A 19,086-nucleotide genomic window follows, 5' to 3' on the forward strand; every position below is an offset into this window, starting at 1 on the left:
AGCAGGGCTGAACGCCGGGGAGACGTTCCAGGTCCGTAGCCGCCGCGGGCGCGCGGCCCGGTCCACGCATCGGGTCCGCTCGGCCAGAACGACCTCGGGATGCGACACGGCTGCAATCGGAGAGCAGGGGTCAATAGCGCGTTTCGCCGCCCGGCTCAAGACCCGAGAACTTGAAGTCTTGGGGAGATTATCGCCGCCGCAGCCGCACGTAGAGAGCGCCGGCCCCACCGTGATGGCGCGCCGCCTCCTCGAAGCCGAGGACGAAACCGCGCAGCTCCGGTCCCCGCAGCCAGTGGGGCACGCTGCGCCGGAGCACGCCGCGCTCCGAGAAGCCGCGCTCCCCAGCGCCGAAGGCCGAGCCCTCACCGCCCTTGCCGGTCACCACGAGCACGCGGGCATGCCCCGCCGCGCGGCAGCGCAGCAGGAACCCAACCAGGGCGGAATGGGCCTCCGCCTGGTAGAGGCCGTGCAGGTCGATGCGCGCCTCGATCTCCAGCCTGCCCCGCTCCAGCCCGCGCCGCTCCCGCCGCTCGAGTCCGGGCGTAACCGGGAGGGAGGGCGGTGGCGCCTGGCCCGGTGCCGGGCCGGTGCGGGCGATCTCGGGGGCGAGATCGCCGAGCTTGAGCGGCTTCCCGACCTTTCGGGACGGGGCCGCCGTGGGGGACGGCCGGGCGGGGAAAGGAGCGGGGGGAGGGGTCACCGCCTTCTTCGCGGCCGGCCGCACCGCCGGACGGGACGGAGCGGCCGGGTTCGGCCGCGGCGCGGCGGCTTTCTCGGGTTCGGGCGGGGGCGGCTTCTTCGGCTTGGCGCGACCGCGCAGGGGGGTGATCAGCTTGGCGATCTCTCCCCAGAGATGGGCTTCCTCCCGCGAGAGAAGGCGCGCGCGCCGCGGCGGCCGCGCACTCACGGCCGTCCCGCTCCGGTGGCGGCCTCCGGCGCGGCCGTGTCCTGCGCGGAGGGTTTGGGGATCAGCACGACGAAGCCCATGCGGTCGTGCAGGTCGCCCGCCGCGCGGCCCGCCGCGGCGCCGGTGCCGACATAGAGATCGCCCCGGGCCGGGCCGACGATGGCCGAGCCGGTATCGGCGGCGACGACGAGATGGCCGCGGCCGGGCTGGCCCGGCAGCTTGCCCTCCAGCCAGAACGGCAGGCCGTAGCGCCACAAGCCTCCATCCACCGCCATGCTGCGGCCGGGGCTCAGGGGAACGCCCGCCGCGCCGGGAGGGCCGAGGGTGGGGTCGGTCACCGGCTCGGTCCGGAAGAAGATGTAGGAGGCGTTCATCCGCATCAGCCGGCGAGCATGGTCCGGATTGGCGCGCAGCCACGAGGTCCAGCGCTCCAGGCTGAGGCCGTTGATGGGCAGGTGGCCCTCGGCGACGAGGAGCTTGCCGATCGAGGTATAGGGCTGGCCGTTCTTGCCGTCGTAGAGCACCCGCATCGAGCGGCCGTCGGGCAGTCGGACGCGGCCGGAGCCCTGAACCTGCAGCACGAAGAGATCGACGGAATCCCGCAGCCACAGGAGCGGCCGGGTGCGGGCGCCGAGCGCCCCGTCCTCGATCGCCGCACGGTCGGGATAGGGCACGAGCCCGGTCTCGGTCCGGCGTCCCGCCCGGTAGGCCGGATCGAGGCCGGGCGCCGTCTCGCCGGGGGCGAGGCTGACGAGGTCGTCGGGCCGGGCCAGGACGGCGGCGGTGTAGCCGGGGCCGGGTTCGAGGGAGCCGGTCAGCTCCGGCTCGAAATAGCCGGTGAGGAAGCCGGCCCTGCGCTCCGGCTCCGTGCCGGAAGCGGGGCGCACGATGCGGTAGGCCGAGAACCGAGCCTCGAAGAATTTCTTCGCCTCACCCGGCCTCACCGCGGCGGCGCTCGCGCAGGCTGCCGCGAGATCGGCGGGCGTGCCCGTCACGCCCGCGGCTTGCGGCGGGTTGGGGCCGGGCCCCGCGCAGGTCCGGCGGAAGGCGTCGAGGGCGGCGCCGGCATCGTCCTCGCGCCAGCCCGGCAGGGCGGCGAGCACGACCGGCTCCAGCACCGCGCCCGGGACTTGCGGGGGCGCGGGGGAGGGTTCGGCCAGACAGGGGGCCGCAACGGAAACGGCCGCAGCGGCGAGAACCGCTGCGGCCGGAAGGGAAACGCGCCGGGACGGCATGACGGAACCGATCAGCCGCCCGCGTCGGTGGCGACGAGCTGCCAGTTCGGATCGCGCGAGCCCAGCGTGCGGGCGAAGGTCCAGACGTCGGGCACCTCGACGCCGGTCTCGGCATTGCCGTCGATCACCTTGCCCTCCGCGTCGCGGGTGGCGGTGATGAGGTTCGAGAGGAAGCGCACGGTGACCTGCGCGACGCGGTTCTTCACCTCGACGGCGACCATCTCGGCCTTGTCGATGGAGATGAAGGTGGTCTCCACGGTCTCGTGGCGCTTCTCGCGCTCCGAGATCGCCCGCTCGAAGCCCTCGCAGACCTCCCGGGACAGCAGCGCGCGCAGGGTCTTGCGGTCCCCCTTGGCGAAGGCGATGACGATGGCCTCGTAGGCTCCCTTCGCTCCTTCCAGGAAAGCGCGGGGCTCGAAGGCCGGCTCGACCTGAACCACCTGCTCCAGGCCGCGGGCGACCGCCGAGCCCGGCTCGGCGATGCCGCGCCAGTCGCGCGGGGCGGTCTGCACCGCGGCGCCGGCCTGGGCGCGGTCCGCGCCGGGCAGACGCACCACGTTGTCGCCCTCGCCCCGTCCGGCCTGCGGCTCGGTGCGGTTGCGCTCGACCGGCCGGAAGGGCGAGCGCTCCGTGCCGGTCTTCTGGCCGAGCACCGAGCGCAGCCGCCAGATCACGAAGACGGCCAGCGCCAGGAAGATCAGGGTCGTTACGTCGAAGGAATCCTGCATCACCGATCCGAATCGTGACCGTCGCACGCGTGAGTCCGGCGCCCGAAGGCTGCGCGGACGAGGGGTCCGTCCCGTGATCCCGCCCGCCATGCTCCGGAAGATGGTTCGCGAAGGCCCCGCCGGCGGGCGGCGGAACCTGTCGCGAAACGGCTCTTAGCCGAGGGCGGCGCGGGGATCGAGCCGGGACGAGATGTCTTGCAAGGCGCTCTTGGCCGTTTGTCTCCGACTGCCAAAGTCCGTGACCTTATCGTGATATGGGCCGGCCTGCGAGCGATTCCAGGCAAGCCGGCGAGACGGGCCCCCGCGTCCCATTCACGCGCGGTCGAGAACCGGGCTCGAACGTGCTGCCGGCGCCCCGGGGCCGAGGGCGCCCGCATCGCCCGGGTTCGGCTTGTTCACGCGGTACGGGCATGGTAGCCGCAGCCCGCGCCGAAGGGGCGCTCGTGCGCTTCTTCAGAACCCGCGCACGACGACGCGAGGAGGAGAGACGCCATGGCCGATACCGCGGCACCCAACGGCAACGGCGCACAGACCGAGGATCTCGCGCCCGCGATCAACGCGCTGGCGCAGTATGCCAAGGACCTCTCCTTCGAGAACCCGAACGCGCCGCGCTCCCTGCAGCCGCAGGAGGGCGGGCCTCAGATCAACATTCAGGTCAACGTCAACGCCCAGCAGATCGCCGAGGCCGATTTCGAGGTCGAGCTGACGCTGGAGGGCGACGCCAAGATCAAGAACGAGGTGCTGTTCGCCTTCGAGCTGAAATATGCCGGCATCTTCCGCATGCGCAACATCCCGCAGGACCAGATCCATCCGGCCGTGATGATCGAGTGCCCGCGCCTGCTCTTCCCCTTCGCGCGCCAGATCGTCGCCGAGGCGGTGCGCAACGGCGGCTTCCCGCCTCTCTACATCGACCCGATCGATTTCGTCGGCCTCTACCGTCAGAAGATGATGGAAGCCCAGGGCGCCGAGGGCGCTGCGGGACCGAACGCGCCGCTCGCCTCCTGAGGCGGGACCCGGCTCCGGCCGGACGGCGAAACCGGTTCGAACACGGCACGGGGCTCCGCGATGCGGGGCCCTTTTTCGTTGCGGCCTCGCGGCGAACCCGCACGGGGCGGGAGACCGGATGGGCCCTGCAAGCGTTGCAAGGAGCGCGGCGGTGCGTTAGGCGCCCGCCCCCGGATCAGCCCCAAGGACAGCATGGCGCCCACCACCCACCTTGCCCTGATCAATGTCTTCATCGGCGACATCCAGGGCGGGCTCGGGCCGTTTCTCGGCACGTGGCTCGCGCAGATGCGGCAGTGGAGCCCGTCGCAGGTCGGGCTCGTCACCACGTTGGTGGGCGCGGGCACGCTGCTGCTCAGCGGCCCCTTCGGCGCACTCGTCGATCGGCTCGGGCGGCCGCGCCTGCTCATCGTGATCGCCTGCGCCGCGATCCTCGCCGGCACGCTGCTCTTGATGCCGGCTCATTCCTTCCTGCCGGTGCTCGCCGCGCAGTTCCTCGCCGCCGCGGGCGGAACACTGCTGCTGCTCGCGGTGACCGCGCTGACGCTCGGCGTCGTCGGCAAGGACGCCTTCCCGCGCCAGCAGGGCCGCAACCAGGCCTTCAACCATGTCGGCATCCTGATCGCCGCCGGCCTCATCACCGTCGGCACCGCCCGGTTCGGGCCGGAGATCGCCTTCTGGGTGCTCGGCACGATGGCGGCGGCGGCCATCGCCGCCACCTTGGCCATGCCCGCGCACGCCTTCAACGGGCGCCGGGCCGCGGGCTGGAAGGAGGAGGACGAGGCGGCACCGGCCCGCTCCTCCTACACCCAGGTCTTCACCAACAAGCGGCTGCTCGTGCTCGCCGTGGCACTCGCCCTGTTCCAGCTCGGCAACGGCGGCATGCTGACCCTGCTCGGGCAGAAGCTCGTGCACACCGCCGACAATCCCACCGCCTGGACCGCCCGCTACGTCATGGTGGCGCAATTGGTGATGGTGCCCGTGGCGCTGGCCGCCGGCTCGCTCGCCGACCGGCGCGGCCGGCGACAGCTCCTCATCGCCGCCTGTGTCGCCCTGCCCATCCGGGCGGCGCTCTCGGCCTTCGTCGACGATCCGTACTGGCTCATCACCGCCGAAATCCTCGACGGCGTGGCCTCGGGCATCATCGGTGTGGCGGTCCCGGTGGTCGTGGCCGACCTGACCTGGGGCTCGGGCCGCACCCAGACCGCGCTCGGCACCGTCAACGCCGTGCAGGGTGCGGGCGGCGCGCTCTCGGCCTGGTACGGCGGTCTCGCCCAGGGCTGGTTCGGCTGGTCGGGCGCCTTCCTGGCGCTCGGCGCGGCCGGCATCGGCGCGCTCGTCCTGGTCTGGTGGCTCGCCGCCACCACCGAGGAGAGCCCGTCCCGCCGCCGCCGCACCCGCCGGGCGGAGCGGCTGCGCGCCGCCGAGGGGTCGGCCTGATCGCAGGATCCGATCCCCAGAACAGGCTGGCGTCCCGCCGGTTCACCGGGCGGCCTTCTCGGCCACGAGGTGTCCATGGCCCGAATTCAGGACGACGACAGCGGACGAACCATCCGGGCCTACGAGCCGCGGGCGGTGCCCTGGCTCAGCGTCGTGTTCGGCTACGGGCCGATGCTGCCCTTCGTCGCCGGGGCGGTGCTGGTCTGGCTGCTGCCGGCCGGGGCGGCCGAGGCGGTCTTCACCCTGACCCTGCTCTGGGGCTGCGCGATCCTGCTGTTCCTGTCGGGCGTGCGCCGCGGCGTCAGCTTCCGCACCGAGGGCGGCGCGAGGCCGGCGCAGATCCTCACGATGCTGAGCCTGTTCCTGCTCGGCTACGGTGCCCTGCTCGCCTTCGCCCTCGGCAAGCCGGCCATCGCGCTCGGCCTGCTGATGGCCGGCTTCACCGAGATCACGATCCTCGACCCCATCGCCGCCCGCCGCGGCGAGGCGCCCCTGTTCTTCGAGCGCCTGCGGCCCGCGCAGATCCCCCTGGCGGTGCTCGGCCTCGGGGCGCTCCTGGCCTACCGCCTGACGCTCTGAGCCTCCGTTGAGGATGATTGGAGAATGTCGGCGGCTTTCGTAGAACGCCGCACCGCCAGCACTCCGACCGGCCCATGCACGTCAGCCACGATCCCACCGCCCCGGAATCCGAGAAGATCGGCTTCGACGCCTTCCTCGCCGTCGACATCCGCGTCGGCACCGTCGTCTCGGCGGAAGCCTTTCCCGAGGCGCGAAAAGCCGCGATCAAGCTCGTGATCGATTTCGGACCGGTGATCGGCACCAAGCGCTCCAGCGCGCAGATCACGGAGCATTACGCGCCCGGGACGCTGGTGGGCCGGCAGGTCGCGGCGGTGGTGAACTTCCCGCCGCGCCAGATCGGGAAGTTCCTGTCGGAGGTGCTGACGCTGGGCTTTGCCGACGAGGCGGGCGCCGTCGTCCTGTTCGCCCCCGACCGGCCGGTGCCCGACGGCAGCCGCCTGTTCTAGAGCGCCGTTCGGGTTGCCGCCTCACGGCCGCCTGCGATAGAGCCGGGTTTCCCTTCAAGAACCGCTCCGATCGGCGACGATATGGCCAAGGCCGAGACCCTGAAACCCCGCCTGCCGCGCGGCTTCCCCGACCGGCATGAGGCCGACATCCTCGCTCAGGGGCGTATGCTGGACACGATCCGGCAGACCTTCGAGCTCTACGGCTTCGAGGCGCTGGAGACGCCCTTCGTCGAGTACACCGAGTCGCTGGGGAAGTTCCTGCCGGATCTCGACCGGCCGAACGAAGGCGTCTTTTCGTTCCAGGACGACGACGAGCAATGGCTCTCGCTCCGCTACGACCTGACGGCACCGCTGGCCCGCCACGTCGCCGAAAACTTCGACGCGATCCCCAAACCCTATCGCAGCTATCGGGCGGGCTACGTCTTCCGCAACGAGAAGCCGGGACCGGGCCGCTTCCGCCAATTCATGCAGTTCGACGCCGACATCGTCGGTGCCGCCTCCGTCGCGGCGGATGCCGAGACCTGCATGCTGATGGCCGACACGCTGGAGCGCCTCGGGCTCGCCGGCCAGTACGTGGTCAAGGTCAACAATCGCAAAGTGCTGGACGGGGTGATGGAGGCGATCGGCCTCGCCGGTCCCGACAAGGCGGGCCAGAGGCTCACCGTTCTGCGCGCCATCGACAAGCTCGACCGCCTCGGCGCGGACGGCGTGCGCCTGCTGCTCGGCCCCGGCCGCAAGGACGAGAGCGGCGACTTCACCAAGGGCGCCGGTCTTTCGGACGCCGCCATCGAGCGCATCCTGGCCTATGTCGGCTTCGAGGCGAGCCCGCACGAGGGCGCCGACCGGATGGCATTCTGGGAGAAGTTCTTCGGCTCCTGGCAGGAGGTCGTCGGCACGTCCGAGACCGGCCGGGAGGGCATCGCCGAATTGCACGCGATCATGCGCCTGTGCGAGGCGGCGGGCTACGGCCACGACCGGGTGCGGGCCGACCCGAGCGTGGTGCGCGGGCTCGAATACTATACCGGCCCCGTCTACGAGGCGGAGCTGACCTTCCCCGTCACCAACGAGGACGGCCAGACCGTGCGCTTCGGCTCGGTGGCGGGCGGCGGACGCTACGACGGCCTCGTCGGGCGCTTCCGCAGCGAGCCGGTGCCGGCGACCGGCTTCTCCATCGGCGTCTCGCGCCTGTTCTCGGCGCTGCGGCTGACTAAGAGCCCGCTCGTCGAGGGCGCGGCCAAGCCCGGTCCCGTCGTCGTGCTGGTTCTGGATCGTGAGAACATCGCCGAATATCAGGCGCTGGTCACGCGCCTGCGCGCCGAAAACATCCGGGCCGAACTCTATCTCGGCGCGGCCGGGATGAAGGCGCAGATGAAATATGCCGACCGGCGCCGGGCACCTGCGGTGGTGATCCAGGGCTCGAACGAGCGCGAGGCCGGCGAGGTCCAGATCAAGGACCTGATCGAAGGCGCACGCAAGGCAGAGGCGATCGCCAGCAACGCCGAGTGGAAGGCCTCGCGTCCCGCGCAGGTCTCGGTGCCGGTGGAGCGGATGGTCGAAGCGGTCCGCGAGGTCCTGGCCCTCCATTTCGGGTGAGGCGAGAGGGAGCCAGGCCGCTCGCGATGACGGCGGAGGAGAAGCCGGGAGCTTTAGTGCTCCCGGCAATGCTTCGTCTTAGAGCCGATGCGCCGTCCGCTCGGTCGCGTCGTAGCCCGCGGTCGGGCCGGAAGCCGGCTCGGCCTGCGGCGCGCCGGCGCGCTTGACCGCCGCGTCGAGGTTTTCGGGGTCGAGGGCCGTCTCGACGAAGGCGCGGCCGCGATGGGTCAGGTCGCGGGCGTAGCGGATGCCCTGGTCGCGCAGGTCGTCGGCGTAGGGGCCGAGCGCCTGATCCTCCTGCCGGGTGCGCGGCAGCAGCGCGCCGAGCAGCAGGCCCGCGGCGAGGCCGACCACGCCGACGAGGAGCGGGTTCTCGGAGACGAACTGCTCCGTGGCGGTGCGCCCCTCGTGCAAGCGGCGGGTGCCGCGATCCGCGAGGTCGGCGGCGCGGCGGCGCTGCGTCTCGTAGCGGTCCTCGGCCCAGGAGCGGGCATCCTCGTAGGCCTCGCCCGCCCGGTCGCGCGCGGCGCGAACGGTGTCGCCGGCCTGGGCCCGGGCGGAATCGGCGGCGCCGGTGACCCGGTCCTTCAGTTCGGAAGCCTTGCTTGCGGCCTGATCGCGCAGGTCGCGCGCCGTCTCGGAGGCCTGCTCGGTCGTGTCCTGCAGGCCGGCCTGGAGACGGGCATTGGCCTCGCGGCCCGCCGCGGTCGCACGGTCCGCGGTGCTGTGGAGGCTGTGTTCGACGCCGGCCTCGCGGGGCATGCCGGAGCGGCCGGCGATGTTCTCGGGCAGGGTCTCGATGGGCGCGCCGACCGGCGGCGTGGTCGGGCCTTGATGATTGGGTCCTTGGCTCATGATGGGCTCCATGTCCGTGAAGGCCGTCGGCGCGGGGATTCGCGCGCGGCTCCTGGATCGGTCAGACCTGACGCTCGGGCGGCAGGTCGTGGGCGGGGCGTCCGCCGGGGGCGTCGGGATCGTAGGTGCGGTCGGCCCCCGTCACGGTGACGGGCTTGACCTCCACCGGCACGACGGCCCGGGTGGCGGGGCGGGCGGCCGGGTGCCGGGCCGTCCGCATTCCGTTGAGCAGGAGGCCGACGCCCGCCGCGATCAGCAGCACCGGCACGGGGTTGCGCCGCACCGCCTCCAGGGCGTCGTCGTAGACGCCGCTGTAGGGCGTGCGCCGGGCCGAGCCGAGCATCTCGTCGACGAGGCTCGACGCGTTCAGCCGACCCTGAATCCGGTCGATGGTCTCGTCGAGCCGGGCGCGGCTCTGCTCGATGTCCTTCTCGAGGTCCGAGATCGATTCGCTCATCCCGAAACCCTTTCCGTCAGCGCGCGGGCATCCTGCCGGACCTGCCGCGTGGTCCGGGTCGGGGCGAGGTTGGACAGCGACATCGCCCGGGCGCCGATCACGCCGAGCACGATCGCCACGAGCAGCATGCCGCCGCCCACGATCAGGGCCGCCAGCCACTCGGAGCCCACGAGCGTCGCGACGTACTTCACCAGCGCACCGATCAGCACCAGCATCGCCGTGACCGCGAACACTGCGGCGAGCACCATCATCGCGAGGCCGACGAACAGCGAGCGGACGTTGTTCGTCATCTCCGTGCGGAAGAGGGCGATCTCCTTGCTGGCGAGTTCGCTCGCCTCGCGCAGGGCGTCGGCGACGAGCCCCTGGATGGAGGAGGAGGGGGGTGGGGGAGGGGGAGGGCTCGTCATCGTGCGTCCCCTCAGCCCCGGTAGCCGCCGTCGAACCGGTCCGTATCGGCCGTGCCGGAAGCCTTGACGAAGCGCGACAGCAGGAAGCCCGCAGCGAAGGTGGCCACCGCGACGGTCACCGGCGAGCGGCGGGCGAAGGCCTCGGCCTCGTGGTAGATGTCGTCGAGGCTGCGCCGCTCGATCGAGCCGGCGAAGTCGTCGAGCCCTTCCGCCGCGCTGTCGAAGAAGGCGCGGATGTTGGGGCGGTCGTCGAAGGTCTTGCCGGAATCGCGCAGGGACTTGGCGAGATCCGAGACGGAGCGGGCGGCCTCGCCCTTGCGGTCGTCGACGTAAGAGAGGGCGTGCTGGCGCGCGGCCGCCGCGAAACCCTTGCCGCGCTCGGCCGCGACGCTCGCCGTCTCCTCGACGTCGTGGCGCAGGTCCTGCAGATCCGCCTTGGCCTCGGGCGAACCGGTGCCGGAGGCGGCACCGCCGATGGGATCTGGGGACGCGGAAGCTGTCATGGACTGAACTCCGGACGTGGTCGCGAGAGACGGGAGAAGAGGACGATGGGCGCGAGGGCGCCGCGATCCTCGTGAACTCGGCCGGAGAACCATTGGCCGCCTCGCGAGGTTCCGCTTTGCAAAGGCTGCGCGTTGCGCCGGGTATCGCGCCGGCGACGCGAGCCGTCCCGAATCGGGAAAACGCGAGGAGGCGCCGTTCATCCCCATGATCTCCTTCCGATGATTTCCTCCGACGGTCGCGCCCCGTTTCGGCGCGAGATGTCAGCGCCTGTTCAGCTTATCCCTTGCATGGTGGCGGGCACTCTGCTGCACTGCAAAGGACAGGGGAGGATGCGGAGATCGGACGGGCGGATGCCGGGTCGGACAGCGGAAACGCCGTCGGATCGTCCGCTTGACCGGCAGGGGGGGATGCGCTTGGCTGTCTTTCGACGGATCGCGCTCGGCTTCCGCGCGTTTTCCCACAGACGCAAGACCGTTCGGCAGGCGTGCGTCGCGCGCCCGCCCCATCAAGGACCGGAGCCGGGTTCGTGGCACGTCTGATCATTGTCTCCAACCGTGTCGCCGTGCCTGCAGAGGGCAAGGACGCGGTCTCCGCCGGCGGACTGGCCGTCGCGGTCAAGGAGGCGTTCTCGTCGTACGAGGGCCTCTGGTTCGGCTGGAGCGGCAACATCTGCGACAACCCGAGCACCGAGCCCGAGCTGATCCAGCGCGGGCCGATCCAGTACGCCGTGCTCGACCTTTCGCCCCAGGATCACCGCGAGTACTACGCGGGCTTCGCCAACCGGGCGCTCTGGCCGATCATGCACTACCGGATCGGACTCGGGACCTTCTCCCGCTCCGACTACGCCGGCTACCAGCGCGTCAACCAGACCTTCGCCCAGGCGCTCGCCAAGCTGGTCGAGCCCGACGACCTGATCTGGGTTCACGACTACCACTTGCTTCCGCTGGCGAGCGAGCTGCGCGGCCAGGGCATCGCCAACCCGATCGGCTACTTCCACCACATTCCGTGGCCGGCGGCGGACGTGTTCAACACCCTGCCCGCCAGCGACGAGTTGCTGCGCGCCCTGGCCGATTACGACCTGATCGGCCTTCAGACCGACTCGGACGTGCAGAACCTTTCGCGCAACTTCATCGACACGATGCGCGCCATCCCGCTCGGTGGCGGCTCGATGATGGTGGACGGCCGCCGCACCCGCATCCGCAGCTTCCCCATCGGCATCGACGTGGCGAGCTTCAAGGACGCCGCGGACAAGGCCGGCGCCAACAAGGTGGTGCGCGAGACCATGGCGGGCCTGCGCACCCGCAAGCTGCTGATCGGCGTCGACCGACTCGACTACTCGAAGGGCGTGCCCGAGCGCATGGAGGCGGTGGACCGCTTCTTCGCCTCGAACCCCGACCAGCGCGGCAACGTGGTCTACATCCAGATCACGCCGAAATCCCGCAGCGAGGTGCCGGAATACGAGCAGCTCTCCCGCGAGGTGAACGAGAAGGTCGGCGACATCAACGGCATGCTCGGCGAGCCGGCCTGGACGCCGATCCAGTACGTCACCAAGGCCTATCCGCGCCCCGTGCTCGCCGGCCTCTATCGCGCCGCCCGGGTCGGTCTCGTCACGCCCATGCGCGACGGCATGAACCTCGTCGCCAAGGAATACGTCGTCGCACAAAGCGCGGAGGATCCCGGCGTCCTCGTGCTCTCGAAATTCGCGGGTGCGGCCCGGCAGCTGCCCGAGGCGTTGCTCGTGAACCCCTACGACCGCTTCGAGGTCGCCGAGGCGATCCGGCAGGCGCTCTACATGCCTCGCGGTGAGCGCCTGGAGCGCTGGAAGCCCATGGCCGACCGCATGCTGCGCGAGGACGTGGATTGGTGGGCGCGCGCCTTCATGACGGAGCTGGAGAACTTCCGCACCGTCGAGCGCGAGCCACCGACCGCGGCGGCGGCGGCGGAGTAGGGACGCGCTTCGCCTCGGCGACGAATCGGCCTAAGTCGAAGCGTGGCCTCGTTTTCTGGGCCCCTCTTCACGAAAGACCGGAATGATCGTCATCGAGGAGGGTTCGCCGACGCCGCTCGGCGCACATTTCGACGGCCGCGGCGTCAACTTCGCTCTCTTCTCGCAGCACGCGACCCGGGTCGATCTCTGCCTGTTCGATCCCGGCGCCCGGCACGAAGCGCGCACGATCCGCCTGCCCTGCCGGACCGACGACGTCTTCCACGGTTATCTCCACGGCCTGCTGCCGGGTCAGCAATACGCCTACCGGGTGTTCGGCCCCTGGGACCCGGCGGCGGGGCACCGCTTCAACCCGGCCAAGCTCGTCCTCGACCCCTATGCCCGCGAGATCGCCGGGCGCATCCGCTGGCACGACGCGCTCTACAGCCATCGTCGCGGCGGCGTGCGCGAGGACCAGATGGACCGGCGCGACAGCGCACCCTTCCTGCCCCGCGGCGTGGTCACGCGACCCGACACCCCCGATCCGGTCGCCCTGCCGACGCCACGCCCGCTCCACGAGACGGTGATCTACGAGGCCCACGTCAAGGCGCTGACGATGACGCATCCGGCCCTCTCGGAAGCCGAGCGCGGCACCTATCTCGGGCTGGCCCACCCCGCCATCATCGAGCACCTCCTGAGGCTCGGCGTCACCGCGCTCGAACTCCTGCCGATCCAAGCCTTCGCCGACGACCGCTTCCTCGTGGAGAAGGGCCTCGTCAATTTCTGGGGCTACCAGCCCTACAATTACTTCGCGCCCGAGCCGCGCTATCTCGGCGAGGGCGATGCCAGCGGCCTGCGCTTCGCCATCCGCGAACTCGCGGCGGCCGGCATCGAGACCCTGATCGACGTGGTCTACAACCACACGGCGGAGGGCGACCACCTCGGGCCAACGCTCTCCTTCCGCGGCATCGACAACACGAGCTACTACAAGCTCGACCCCGACAATCTCCGCCGGAACGTCGATTGCACCGGCTGCGGCAACACCTTGAACGTCGCCCATCCGCGGGTGATGCGCATGGTGCTCGACTCCTTGCGCCACTGGGTGACCGTCTACGGCGTGGCGGGCTTCCGCTTCGACCTCGCCACGAGCCTGGGACGCGTGCCGCTCGATTTCTCCCCCGAGGCCGCCTTCTTCCAGGCGGTGCAGCAGGACCCCGTCCTGTCGCGGGTCAAGCTCATCGCCGAGCCCTGGGACATCGGCATGGGCGGCTACCGGCTCGGCGGCTACCCCTACGGCTGGAGCGAGTGGAACGATCAGTTCCGCGATCACCTGCGCGGCTTCTGGCGAGGCGATTCCGGCACGCTCGCCAAGCTCACGCAGGGGCTCTCGGGCTCCCGCGAGATCTTCCTGCCGTCGGGCCGCTCGCCGTTGGCCAGCATCAACTTCGTGGCGTCCCACGACGGCTTCACGCTGGCCGACGTGGTCGCCTACGCGCAGAAGCACAACGAGGCCAACGGCGAGGAGAACCGCGACGGCCACGGTCACAACCTCTCGGCCAATTACGGCGTCGAGGGGCCGACCGACGATTCCCGCATCCTCGCCCTGCGCGCCCGCCAGAAGCGCAACATGCTGGCCTGCCTGTTCTTCGCGCAGGGTGTGCCGATGCTGCTGATGGGCGACGAGCGCTCGCGCTCGCAGCGCGGCAACAACAACGCCTACTGCCAGGACAACGCCCTGAGCTGGATGGATTGGGAGAACGACCCCGATCCGACCCTGACCGCGTTCGTCGCCAATCTCGCGGCCCTGCGCCGGGCCTGCCGCTCCCTGCGCCGCCGCCACTTCCTGATCGGCAGCCGCGTCGGCGAGACCGAGCTGAAGGACGTGCACTGGCTCTCCCCCGACGGCACCGAGATGGACGGGGCCGCCTGGGCGGACGGCGAGCGCCAAGCCTTCGGCATGCAGATGAGCAACGACATCGAGGGATCGGAGCGCGTCCTCATCCTGATGAACGCGGCGGCGGAGGCCTGCCCCTTCGCCCTGCCGGCCGAACTCGGCGGACCCTGGCGCCCGGTCTTCGACACGACCCTCGACCGCGGCGCCGTGCCCGAGGGAACGCGCCCGATGGTCCCCCCCGCCGGCACGGTCGACCTGCCCGAGCGGGCGGTGCTGGTGCTGAAATCGCCGCCCATCCTGTCCTGAGGCCGCCCGCACCCCGGGAAAATGGTGCCCGCATCTCGGCTTCCTGCGCCCCCCGTGGCATCGTCAGGGTGAGGGCCCGATCGGGCGGGGAGAGGGACGACATCGATGCAGGCGGGAAGCGGCGGGGCGGCGCGGGTGACGGTGGTCGATCACCCGCTCGTCCAGCACAAGCTGACGATGATGCGCGACGGCGAGCGCTCGACGAAGGGGTTCCGCGAACTCCTGAACGAGATCGGCATGCTGCTCGCCTACGAGGTGACCCGCGACCTGCCGCTCGAACCGGTCACCATCCAGACGCCGATCCAGCCCATGGAAGGGCGCCGGATCGCCGGCAAGAAGCTCGTGCTCGCCCCGATCCTGCGCGCCGGCGTCGGCTTCCTCGACGGCATGCTCTCGCTGATGCCGTCGGCTCGCGTCGCCCATGTCGGGCTCTACCGCGATCCCGACACGCTCCAGGCGGTGGAGTACTATTTCAAGAGCCCGTCGGATCTGGCCGACCGCACGGTGCTGGTGCTCGACCCCATGCTCGCCACCGCCAATTCCGCGGTCGCGGCGGTGGAGCGGCTCAAGAGCCGGGGCGCGCGGGATCTGCGCTTCGTCTGCCTGCTCGCCGCGCCCGAGGGCATCGCCCGCTTCCAGGCAGCCCATCCCGACGTGCCGGTCTGGACCGCGGCGATCGACAGCCACCTCAACGACCACGGCTACATCGTGCCGGGCCTCGGCGACGCGGGCGACCGGATGTACGGCACGCGCTGATTCTTTTGGTGGCATCGTCCCGAAAGGGGCGCCGGCATTTGGACGATGCTCGACCGGCTCAGTTCCGCTGGCGCTGGGCACCAGGGCGGATCGTGACGATGATGACGGCATCGGCCGCTTGGCTGACGGTGTGATAGATCAGGTACGGCAGACGCGGAACGACGAAACGGCGCAGGTTCGGACGCAAGAGCCGGCCGGCATCCGGATACGTCGCCAGGAGCGAGAAGGTATCTCGAATCGCCCGCTGCACGTGGGACGCGGCTGGCGGATTCTCTCGGTGATATCGTCGGCGATCTCGCGCAGCCGCCGTATGGCGCGCTGAGAGACTTCTAGCCTCATCGCTCGAAGCTGCGGAAGGCCGCTTCGACCTCTTCGGGAGAAGCCAGCTCACCGCGATCGATTTCGGCGAGCCCGGCCATCACGTCCTCGAGGTGGTCGGGATCGATATCGTCCGAGGCTCCGATCTTGGCGAGACCCATTATGGCTTCGGCGATCGTATCCTGATCCGTCGCGGGAAGCCGGCGCACGGCCTCGACGGCTTGTTCGAGCAGCTTCGTCATGTGTCACCTTCCGAGCGTGAAACATACATGGCTCGACGCGTCCCGTCCTCTGCGCCATGTGATCGGCCATCGTCCGCCGAACCCGCGCCCCAAGGAGCCGTCATGCCCCAAGACCTGCCCGAGACCATGCGCCAGATCCGCTTCCAGGGCGCGGGGGGGCCGGAGGTCATCACGGTCGAGGCCGTGCCGCTGCCCAAACCCGCGGCCGGGCAGGTTCTGGTCGAGGTGGTCGCGGCGGGCATCAACCGGCCCGACATCATGCAGCGGCAGGGCAGCTACCCGCCGCCCAAGGGCGCGACCGAGATCCCGGGGCTGGAGATCGCCGGGCGCATCGCCGCCCTGGGCGAGGGCGTCACGGACTGGGCCGTGGGCGACGAGGTCTGCGCGCTGGTCATCAGCGGCGGCTACGCGGAGTTCGCTCTGGCCGAGACGGGGCAGGTGCTGCGGAAGCCCGGACCGCTCTCCCTGGTGGAGGCGGCCGGGCTGCCCGAGACCGTCTTCACCGTCTATTCCACGGTGATCCAGCGCGGACGCCTGCAGAAGGGTGAGACCTTCCTCGTCCATGGCGGGTCGAGCGGGATCGGCACCACCGCGATCCAGATCGCCAAGCAGCACGGCGCCCGCGTCCTCACCACCGCCGGCTCGGCCGAGAAGTGCCGATTCTGCGAGGAGCTGGGGGCGGACGCCGCCATCAACTACCGCGAGGCGGATTTCGCCGAGGAGGTGAAGCGGCTCACCGACGGCCGGGGCGTCGACGTGATCCTCGACATGGTGGGCGCGGCCTATCTCCAGAAGAACATCGCCTCGCTCGCGGTGGAGGGTCGCCTCGTCCAGATCGCCTTCATGCAGGGCTACAAGGCGGAGAACGTCACGCTGACCCCGATCATGCTCAAGCGCCTCACCATCACCGGCGCAACGCTCCGGGCGCAGCCCAAGGAGAGCAAGGCGGCGATTGCCGAGGGCCTGCGGCGGGAGGTCTGGCCGCTGGTGGAGGCGGGCAAGATCCGTCCCGTCGTGCACGCGACCTTCCCCCTGGAGGAGGCACGCAAGGCCCACGAACTCATGGAGACCAGCAGCCACACGGGCAAGATCTTGCTGGTCACGGGGCGCTAGAACATCATCCCGAGAGGTGGTTTCCGGCTTTCGGAAAACGATGCTGCTGACTCAAGAACCCTGAGCCTCATTCCGAATGCGGGACGAGGCTCAAGGCGCAGCTTCACGCAGGAACTCTCGAAGCCTGACCGGCGTTGGCCAAGCATAACCGATGCTGCCGACGCCGCTCCTCTGCTGGGCGGCAGAGAGGGAACTTCATGGCTCAGATCGAAAACCAGACCGATGCCCGCCAGGGCTCGAAGGGCAAGCCGGTCCTCTATGTCCTGGTGGCAAGCCTCGTCCTGCTCGCCGTCGCCACGGTCGGACTCCTGAGCTGGAACCGGGCCGAGTCGCCCGCCGACCATGCCGGCAAAAGCCAGGAATCCGCCCGCGAGATGACCACCGGCTCCGTGAACAAGGCACCGTCCTCGAACAGCGGCAACGTGCCGGCCGAGAACCCGGCCTACCCGCAGCCGGCCCAGAAGTCGGCGCAGTAACGCCGACAGCCTGCTGAGCAAAAAAGCCTCCCGGGATGCGTTCCCGGGAGGCTTTTTCGTTTCATCGATCGGCCGAACGTCTCATCGCATCGCGAGCGGCAGGCGCTACCCGACGCCTGTCGGTCCGTCGATGACCCGCCGCACCCTTCGGGCCAGCTCCATGCGCTTGTAGGGCTTGTTGATGATCTCGAACTCGGTGCCGCCCGCGTCGGTGCGCTCCAGCGAGGCCTCGGCGTAGCCGGTGGTGAGCAGCACCTTGATCTTGGGCTGACGCTCCCGGGCGGCGCGGGCCAGCATCACGCCGTTCATGCCGCCGGGCATGATGAGATCGGTGAACAGCAGGTCGATGCGCGCCTCGCCGTCGAGGATCTCGACGGCGGCCCGGGGACTGTCGACCACGACGACCTTGTAGCCGAAATCCTCCAGGATGGTGCCCGCCGTCGCCGCCACGTCCGGCCGGTCGTCCACCACGAGCACCGTCTCGGTGCCGTGCCGGTCCGCGGCACGCTGCAGGGGCTTGGCCTCGTCCTCGATCTTCTGGTCGGAGGCCGGGAAGAGGAGCCGCACCGTGGTGCCGTGGCCGACTTCGGAATAGATCTTCACCGAGCCGCCCGACTGCTTGACGAAGCCGTAGACCATGGCAAGCCCGAGCCCGGTGCCCTTGCCCTCCCCCTTGGTGGTGAAGAATGGCTCCATGACACGCGTCAGGATCTCGGACGGCATGCCGGTTCCTGTATCGGTCACCGAGACCACGACGTAGGCGCCGGGCGGCACGGTCTTGGTGAGGGCGGTGTCCTCGTCCTCGATCAGCAGGTTCTCCGTCCGCATCGTCACCGTGCCGCCCTCGGGCATCGCGTCGCGAGCGTTGATGAGCACGTTGAGCAGGGCGACCTCGGCCTGGGTCGGGTCGATGCGCGTCGTCCAGAGTTCCGGCGCGAGCACGGCCTTCAGTTCGATGTCGTCGCCGAGCGTCCGGCCCGTCATCTCGGTCATGCCCTCGACGAGGCCGTTGAGATTGAGCAGGCGTCCCTCCAGCCGCTGCTTGCGCGAGAAGGCGAGGAGCTGATGCGTGAGCTTGGCGGCCCGGTCGGTCGCCGCCCGCACCGCCTCGGCGGCCCTGCGCATCCGCGCGGCGTCGATCGTCGGATGGTCGAGCAGCGCCAGGATAACCTCGTTGTGGCCGGAGACGACCTGAAGCAGGTTGTTGAAGTCGTGGGCGATGCCGCCGGTGAGCTGGCCCAGGCTCTCCATCTTCTGGGCTTGGTAGAGCGACTCCTCGGCGTCGCGGCGGCGTGAGACGTCGAGTTGCGAGCCGAAGAAGTAGACGAGGTCGCCCGAGCGGTCGAAGACCGGGCTGACGAACAACGCGTTCCAGAACGAGGAGCCGTCCTTGCGGTAGTTCAGGATCTCGGTGGCGAACTCCCGGTGCTCCATCACGGCGTCGCGCACTTCCGCGATGGTCTCGCGGTCGGTGTCCGGCCCCTGCAGGAAGCGGCAGTTGTTTCCGATCAGCTCTTCGAGCGTGTAGCCGGTCATGCGGATGAAGGCGCGGTTGACGAAGATGATCGGATTGTCCGGCTGGTGCGGGTCCGTGACGATCATCGGCATGCGCGTGCGCTCGACGGCCGCGAAGAAGATGTCGTGGTGCTGATCGAGGACGCCGGCCGGGCCGCTGCCGGTCACCGGGGTGTTGGGGCCGGGAGCCTTGGGCTTCTCGGGCGAACTGGGCATGCGGACGGAGTTCCCGTGGATGTGACCCACGGGGCCGGATCACGCATCACAATACATTCGCATCGCGACGCGTTCCAAGGAAAGTCGCGCGATCGATGAACCTCAAACGACAGAAAGTCGCATTAAATCGATCTAGCGACGTATCTGTTCAATTGTGCGTGTCTTCGCGAATG

At 70.1% G+C, this 19,086-nt stretch carries 20 protein-coding genes; 10 read left to right on the plus strand and 10 right to left on the minus strand.

The genetic code is table 11. The features are described from left to right. Positions 1–187: 187 nt before the first annotated feature. Genes BY998_RS04120 through BY998_RS04130 form a run of 3 tightly spaced genes read right to left on the minus strand, consistent with a single transcriptional unit; the run spans position 188 to position 2,870 of the window. Positions 188–907 (minus strand): Smr/MutS family protein, encoded by a 720-nt coding sequence (locus tag BY998_RS04120; protein ID WP_110350364.1) that lies wholly within the window; start codon positions 905–907, stop codon positions 188–190. Then, a complete protein-coding gene (locus BY998_RS04125) occupies positions 904–2,142 on the minus strand; it encodes a murein transglycosylase A (protein ID WP_181425421.1) in 1,239 nt (412 codons plus the stop codon). Before BY998_RS04125 ends, BY998_RS04120 begins: the two co-directional genes overlap by 4 nt. 11 nt (positions 2,143–2,153) lie before the next feature. Further along, entirely contained in the window at positions 2,154–2,870 is a 717-nt protein-coding gene (locus BY998_RS04130) for a Tim44/TimA family putative adaptor protein (RefSeq protein WP_110350365.1), read from the minus strand. Positions 2,871–3,362: 492 nt separating this feature from the next. Here BY998_RS04130 and secB point away from each other — a divergent pair, with 492 nt between their 5' ends. The 5 genes from secB (at position 3,363) to hisS (ending at position 7,930) form a co-directional block, all read left to right on the plus strand. Beyond that, positions 3,363–3,875 (plus strand): protein-export chaperone SecB, encoded by a 513-nt coding sequence (gene secB / locus BY998_RS04135; protein ID WP_110350366.1) that lies wholly within the window; start codon positions 3,363–3,365, stop codon positions 3,873–3,875. Positions 3,876–4,067: 192 nt separating this feature from the next. Continuing rightward, entirely contained in the window at positions 4,068–5,312 is a 1,245-nt protein-coding gene (locus BY998_RS04140; RefSeq protein WP_110350367.1) for an MFS transporter, read from the plus strand. A 75-nt stretch (positions 5,313–5,387) separates the two neighbouring features. Beyond that, complete coding sequence (locus tag BY998_RS04145; protein ID WP_110350368.1) at positions 5,388–5,891, plus strand: DUF3429 domain-containing protein; 504 nt, start codon at positions 5,388–5,390, stop codon at positions 5,889–5,891. Positions 5,892–5,965: 74 nt separating this feature from the next. After that, the gene (locus BY998_RS04150; protein WP_110350369.1) at positions 5,966–6,337 is read left to right on the plus strand and encodes a tRNA-binding protein; all 372 of its coding nucleotides are present in this window, start codon (positions 5,966–5,968) and stop codon (positions 6,335–6,337) included. Positions 6,338–6,418: 81 nt separating this feature from the next. Continuing rightward, positions 6,419–7,930: a histidine--tRNA ligase gene (gene hisS, locus BY998_RS04155; protein ID WP_110350370.1), complete on the plus strand. Its 1,512-nt coding sequence runs from the start codon at positions 6,419–6,421 to the stop codon at positions 7,928–7,930. A 78-nt stretch (positions 7,931–8,008) separates the two neighbouring features. Here the strand turns inward: hisS and BY998_RS04160 are convergent, their stop codons facing one another. The 4 genes from BY998_RS04160 to BY998_RS04175 form a co-directional block, all read right to left on the minus strand. Then, positions 8,009–8,785 carry a DUF883 family protein gene (locus BY998_RS04160; protein WP_110350630.1) on the minus strand — a complete coding sequence of 259 codons (777 nt, stop codon included), beginning with the start codon at positions 8,783–8,785 and terminating at the stop codon, positions 8,009–8,011. Positions 8,786–8,846: 61 nt separating this feature from the next. Next, positions 8,847–9,242: a DUF3618 domain-containing protein gene (locus BY998_RS04165; RefSeq protein WP_110350371.1), complete on the minus strand. Its 396-nt coding sequence runs from the start codon at positions 9,240–9,242 to the stop codon at positions 8,847–8,849. Continuing rightward, entirely contained in the window at positions 9,239–9,649 is a 411-nt protein-coding gene (locus BY998_RS04170; RefSeq protein ID WP_110350372.1) for a phage holin family protein, read from the minus strand. The genes BY998_RS04165 and BY998_RS04170 overlap by 4 nt, the downstream gene beginning before the upstream one ends. 11 nt (positions 9,650–9,660) lie before the next feature. Next, a complete protein-coding gene (locus BY998_RS04175) occupies positions 9,661–10,152 on the minus strand; it encodes a hypothetical protein (RefSeq protein ID WP_110350373.1) in 492 nt (163 codons plus the stop codon). 527 nt (positions 10,153–10,679) lie between these two features. Here BY998_RS04175 and BY998_RS04180 point away from each other — a divergent pair. The 3 genes from BY998_RS04180 (at position 10,680) to upp (ending at position 15,033) form a co-directional block, all read left to right on the plus strand. Further along, positions 10,680–12,101 (plus strand): trehalose-6-phosphate synthase, encoded by a 1,422-nt coding sequence (locus BY998_RS04180; RefSeq protein WP_110350374.1) that lies wholly within the window; start codon positions 10,680–10,682, stop codon positions 12,099–12,101. A gap of 82 nt (positions 12,102–12,183) precedes the next feature. Then, the gene (gene glgX, locus BY998_RS04185) at positions 12,184–14,277 is read left to right on the plus strand and encodes a glycogen debranching protein GlgX (protein WP_110350375.1); all 2,094 of its coding nucleotides are present in this window, start codon (positions 12,184–12,186) and stop codon (positions 14,275–14,277) included. A gap of 105 nt (positions 14,278–14,382) precedes the next feature. Next, the gene (upp, locus tag BY998_RS04190) at positions 14,383–15,033 is read left to right on the plus strand and encodes a uracil phosphoribosyltransferase (protein ID WP_110350376.1); all 651 of its coding nucleotides are present in this window, start codon (positions 14,383–14,385) and stop codon (positions 15,031–15,033) included. Positions 15,034–15,091: 58 nt separating this feature from the next. On the opposite strand, the gene BY998_RS04195 is transcribed toward upp, so the two are convergent. Together BY998_RS04195 and BY998_RS04200 are read right to left on the minus strand one after the other, a co-directional pair. Then, positions 15,092–15,283, minus strand: a complete 192-nt coding sequence (locus BY998_RS04195; protein WP_245421476.1) for a type II toxin-antitoxin system RelE/ParE family toxin — start codon at positions 15,281–15,283, stop codon at positions 15,092–15,094. Between the two features lie 85 nt (positions 15,284–15,368). After that, positions 15,369–15,593, minus strand: a complete 225-nt coding sequence (locus BY998_RS04200) for a hypothetical protein (RefSeq protein ID WP_110350377.1) — start codon at positions 15,591–15,593, stop codon at positions 15,369–15,371. Positions 15,594–15,695: 102 nt separating this feature from the next. Here BY998_RS04200 and BY998_RS04205 point away from each other — a divergent pair, with 102 nt between their 5' ends. Together BY998_RS04205 and BY998_RS04210 are read left to right on the plus strand one after the other, a co-directional pair. Beyond that, positions 15,696–16,706 (plus strand): NAD(P)H-quinone oxidoreductase, encoded by a 1,011-nt coding sequence (locus tag BY998_RS04205; protein ID WP_110350378.1) that lies wholly within the window; start codon positions 15,696–15,698, stop codon positions 16,704–16,706. 197 nt (positions 16,707–16,903) lie between these two features. Then, positions 16,904–17,182: a hypothetical protein gene (locus BY998_RS04210; RefSeq protein WP_110350379.1), complete on the plus strand. Its 279-nt coding sequence runs from the start codon at positions 16,904–16,906 to the stop codon at positions 17,180–17,182. Between the two features lie 105 nt (positions 17,183–17,287). On the opposite strand, the gene BY998_RS04215 is transcribed toward BY998_RS04210, so the two are convergent. Then, positions 17,288–18,913 carry a hybrid sensor histidine kinase/response regulator gene (locus BY998_RS04215; protein ID WP_110350380.1) on the minus strand — a complete coding sequence of 542 codons (1,626 nt, stop codon included), beginning with the start codon at positions 18,911–18,913 and terminating at the stop codon, positions 17,288–17,290. Positions 18,914–19,086: the final 173 nt, after the last annotated feature.

The sequence above is a fragment of the Methylobacterium sp. B4 genome (genome assembly GCF_003201865.1).
Lineage (GTDB): Bacteria > Pseudomonadota > Alphaproteobacteria > Rhizobiales > Beijerinckiaceae > Methylobacterium.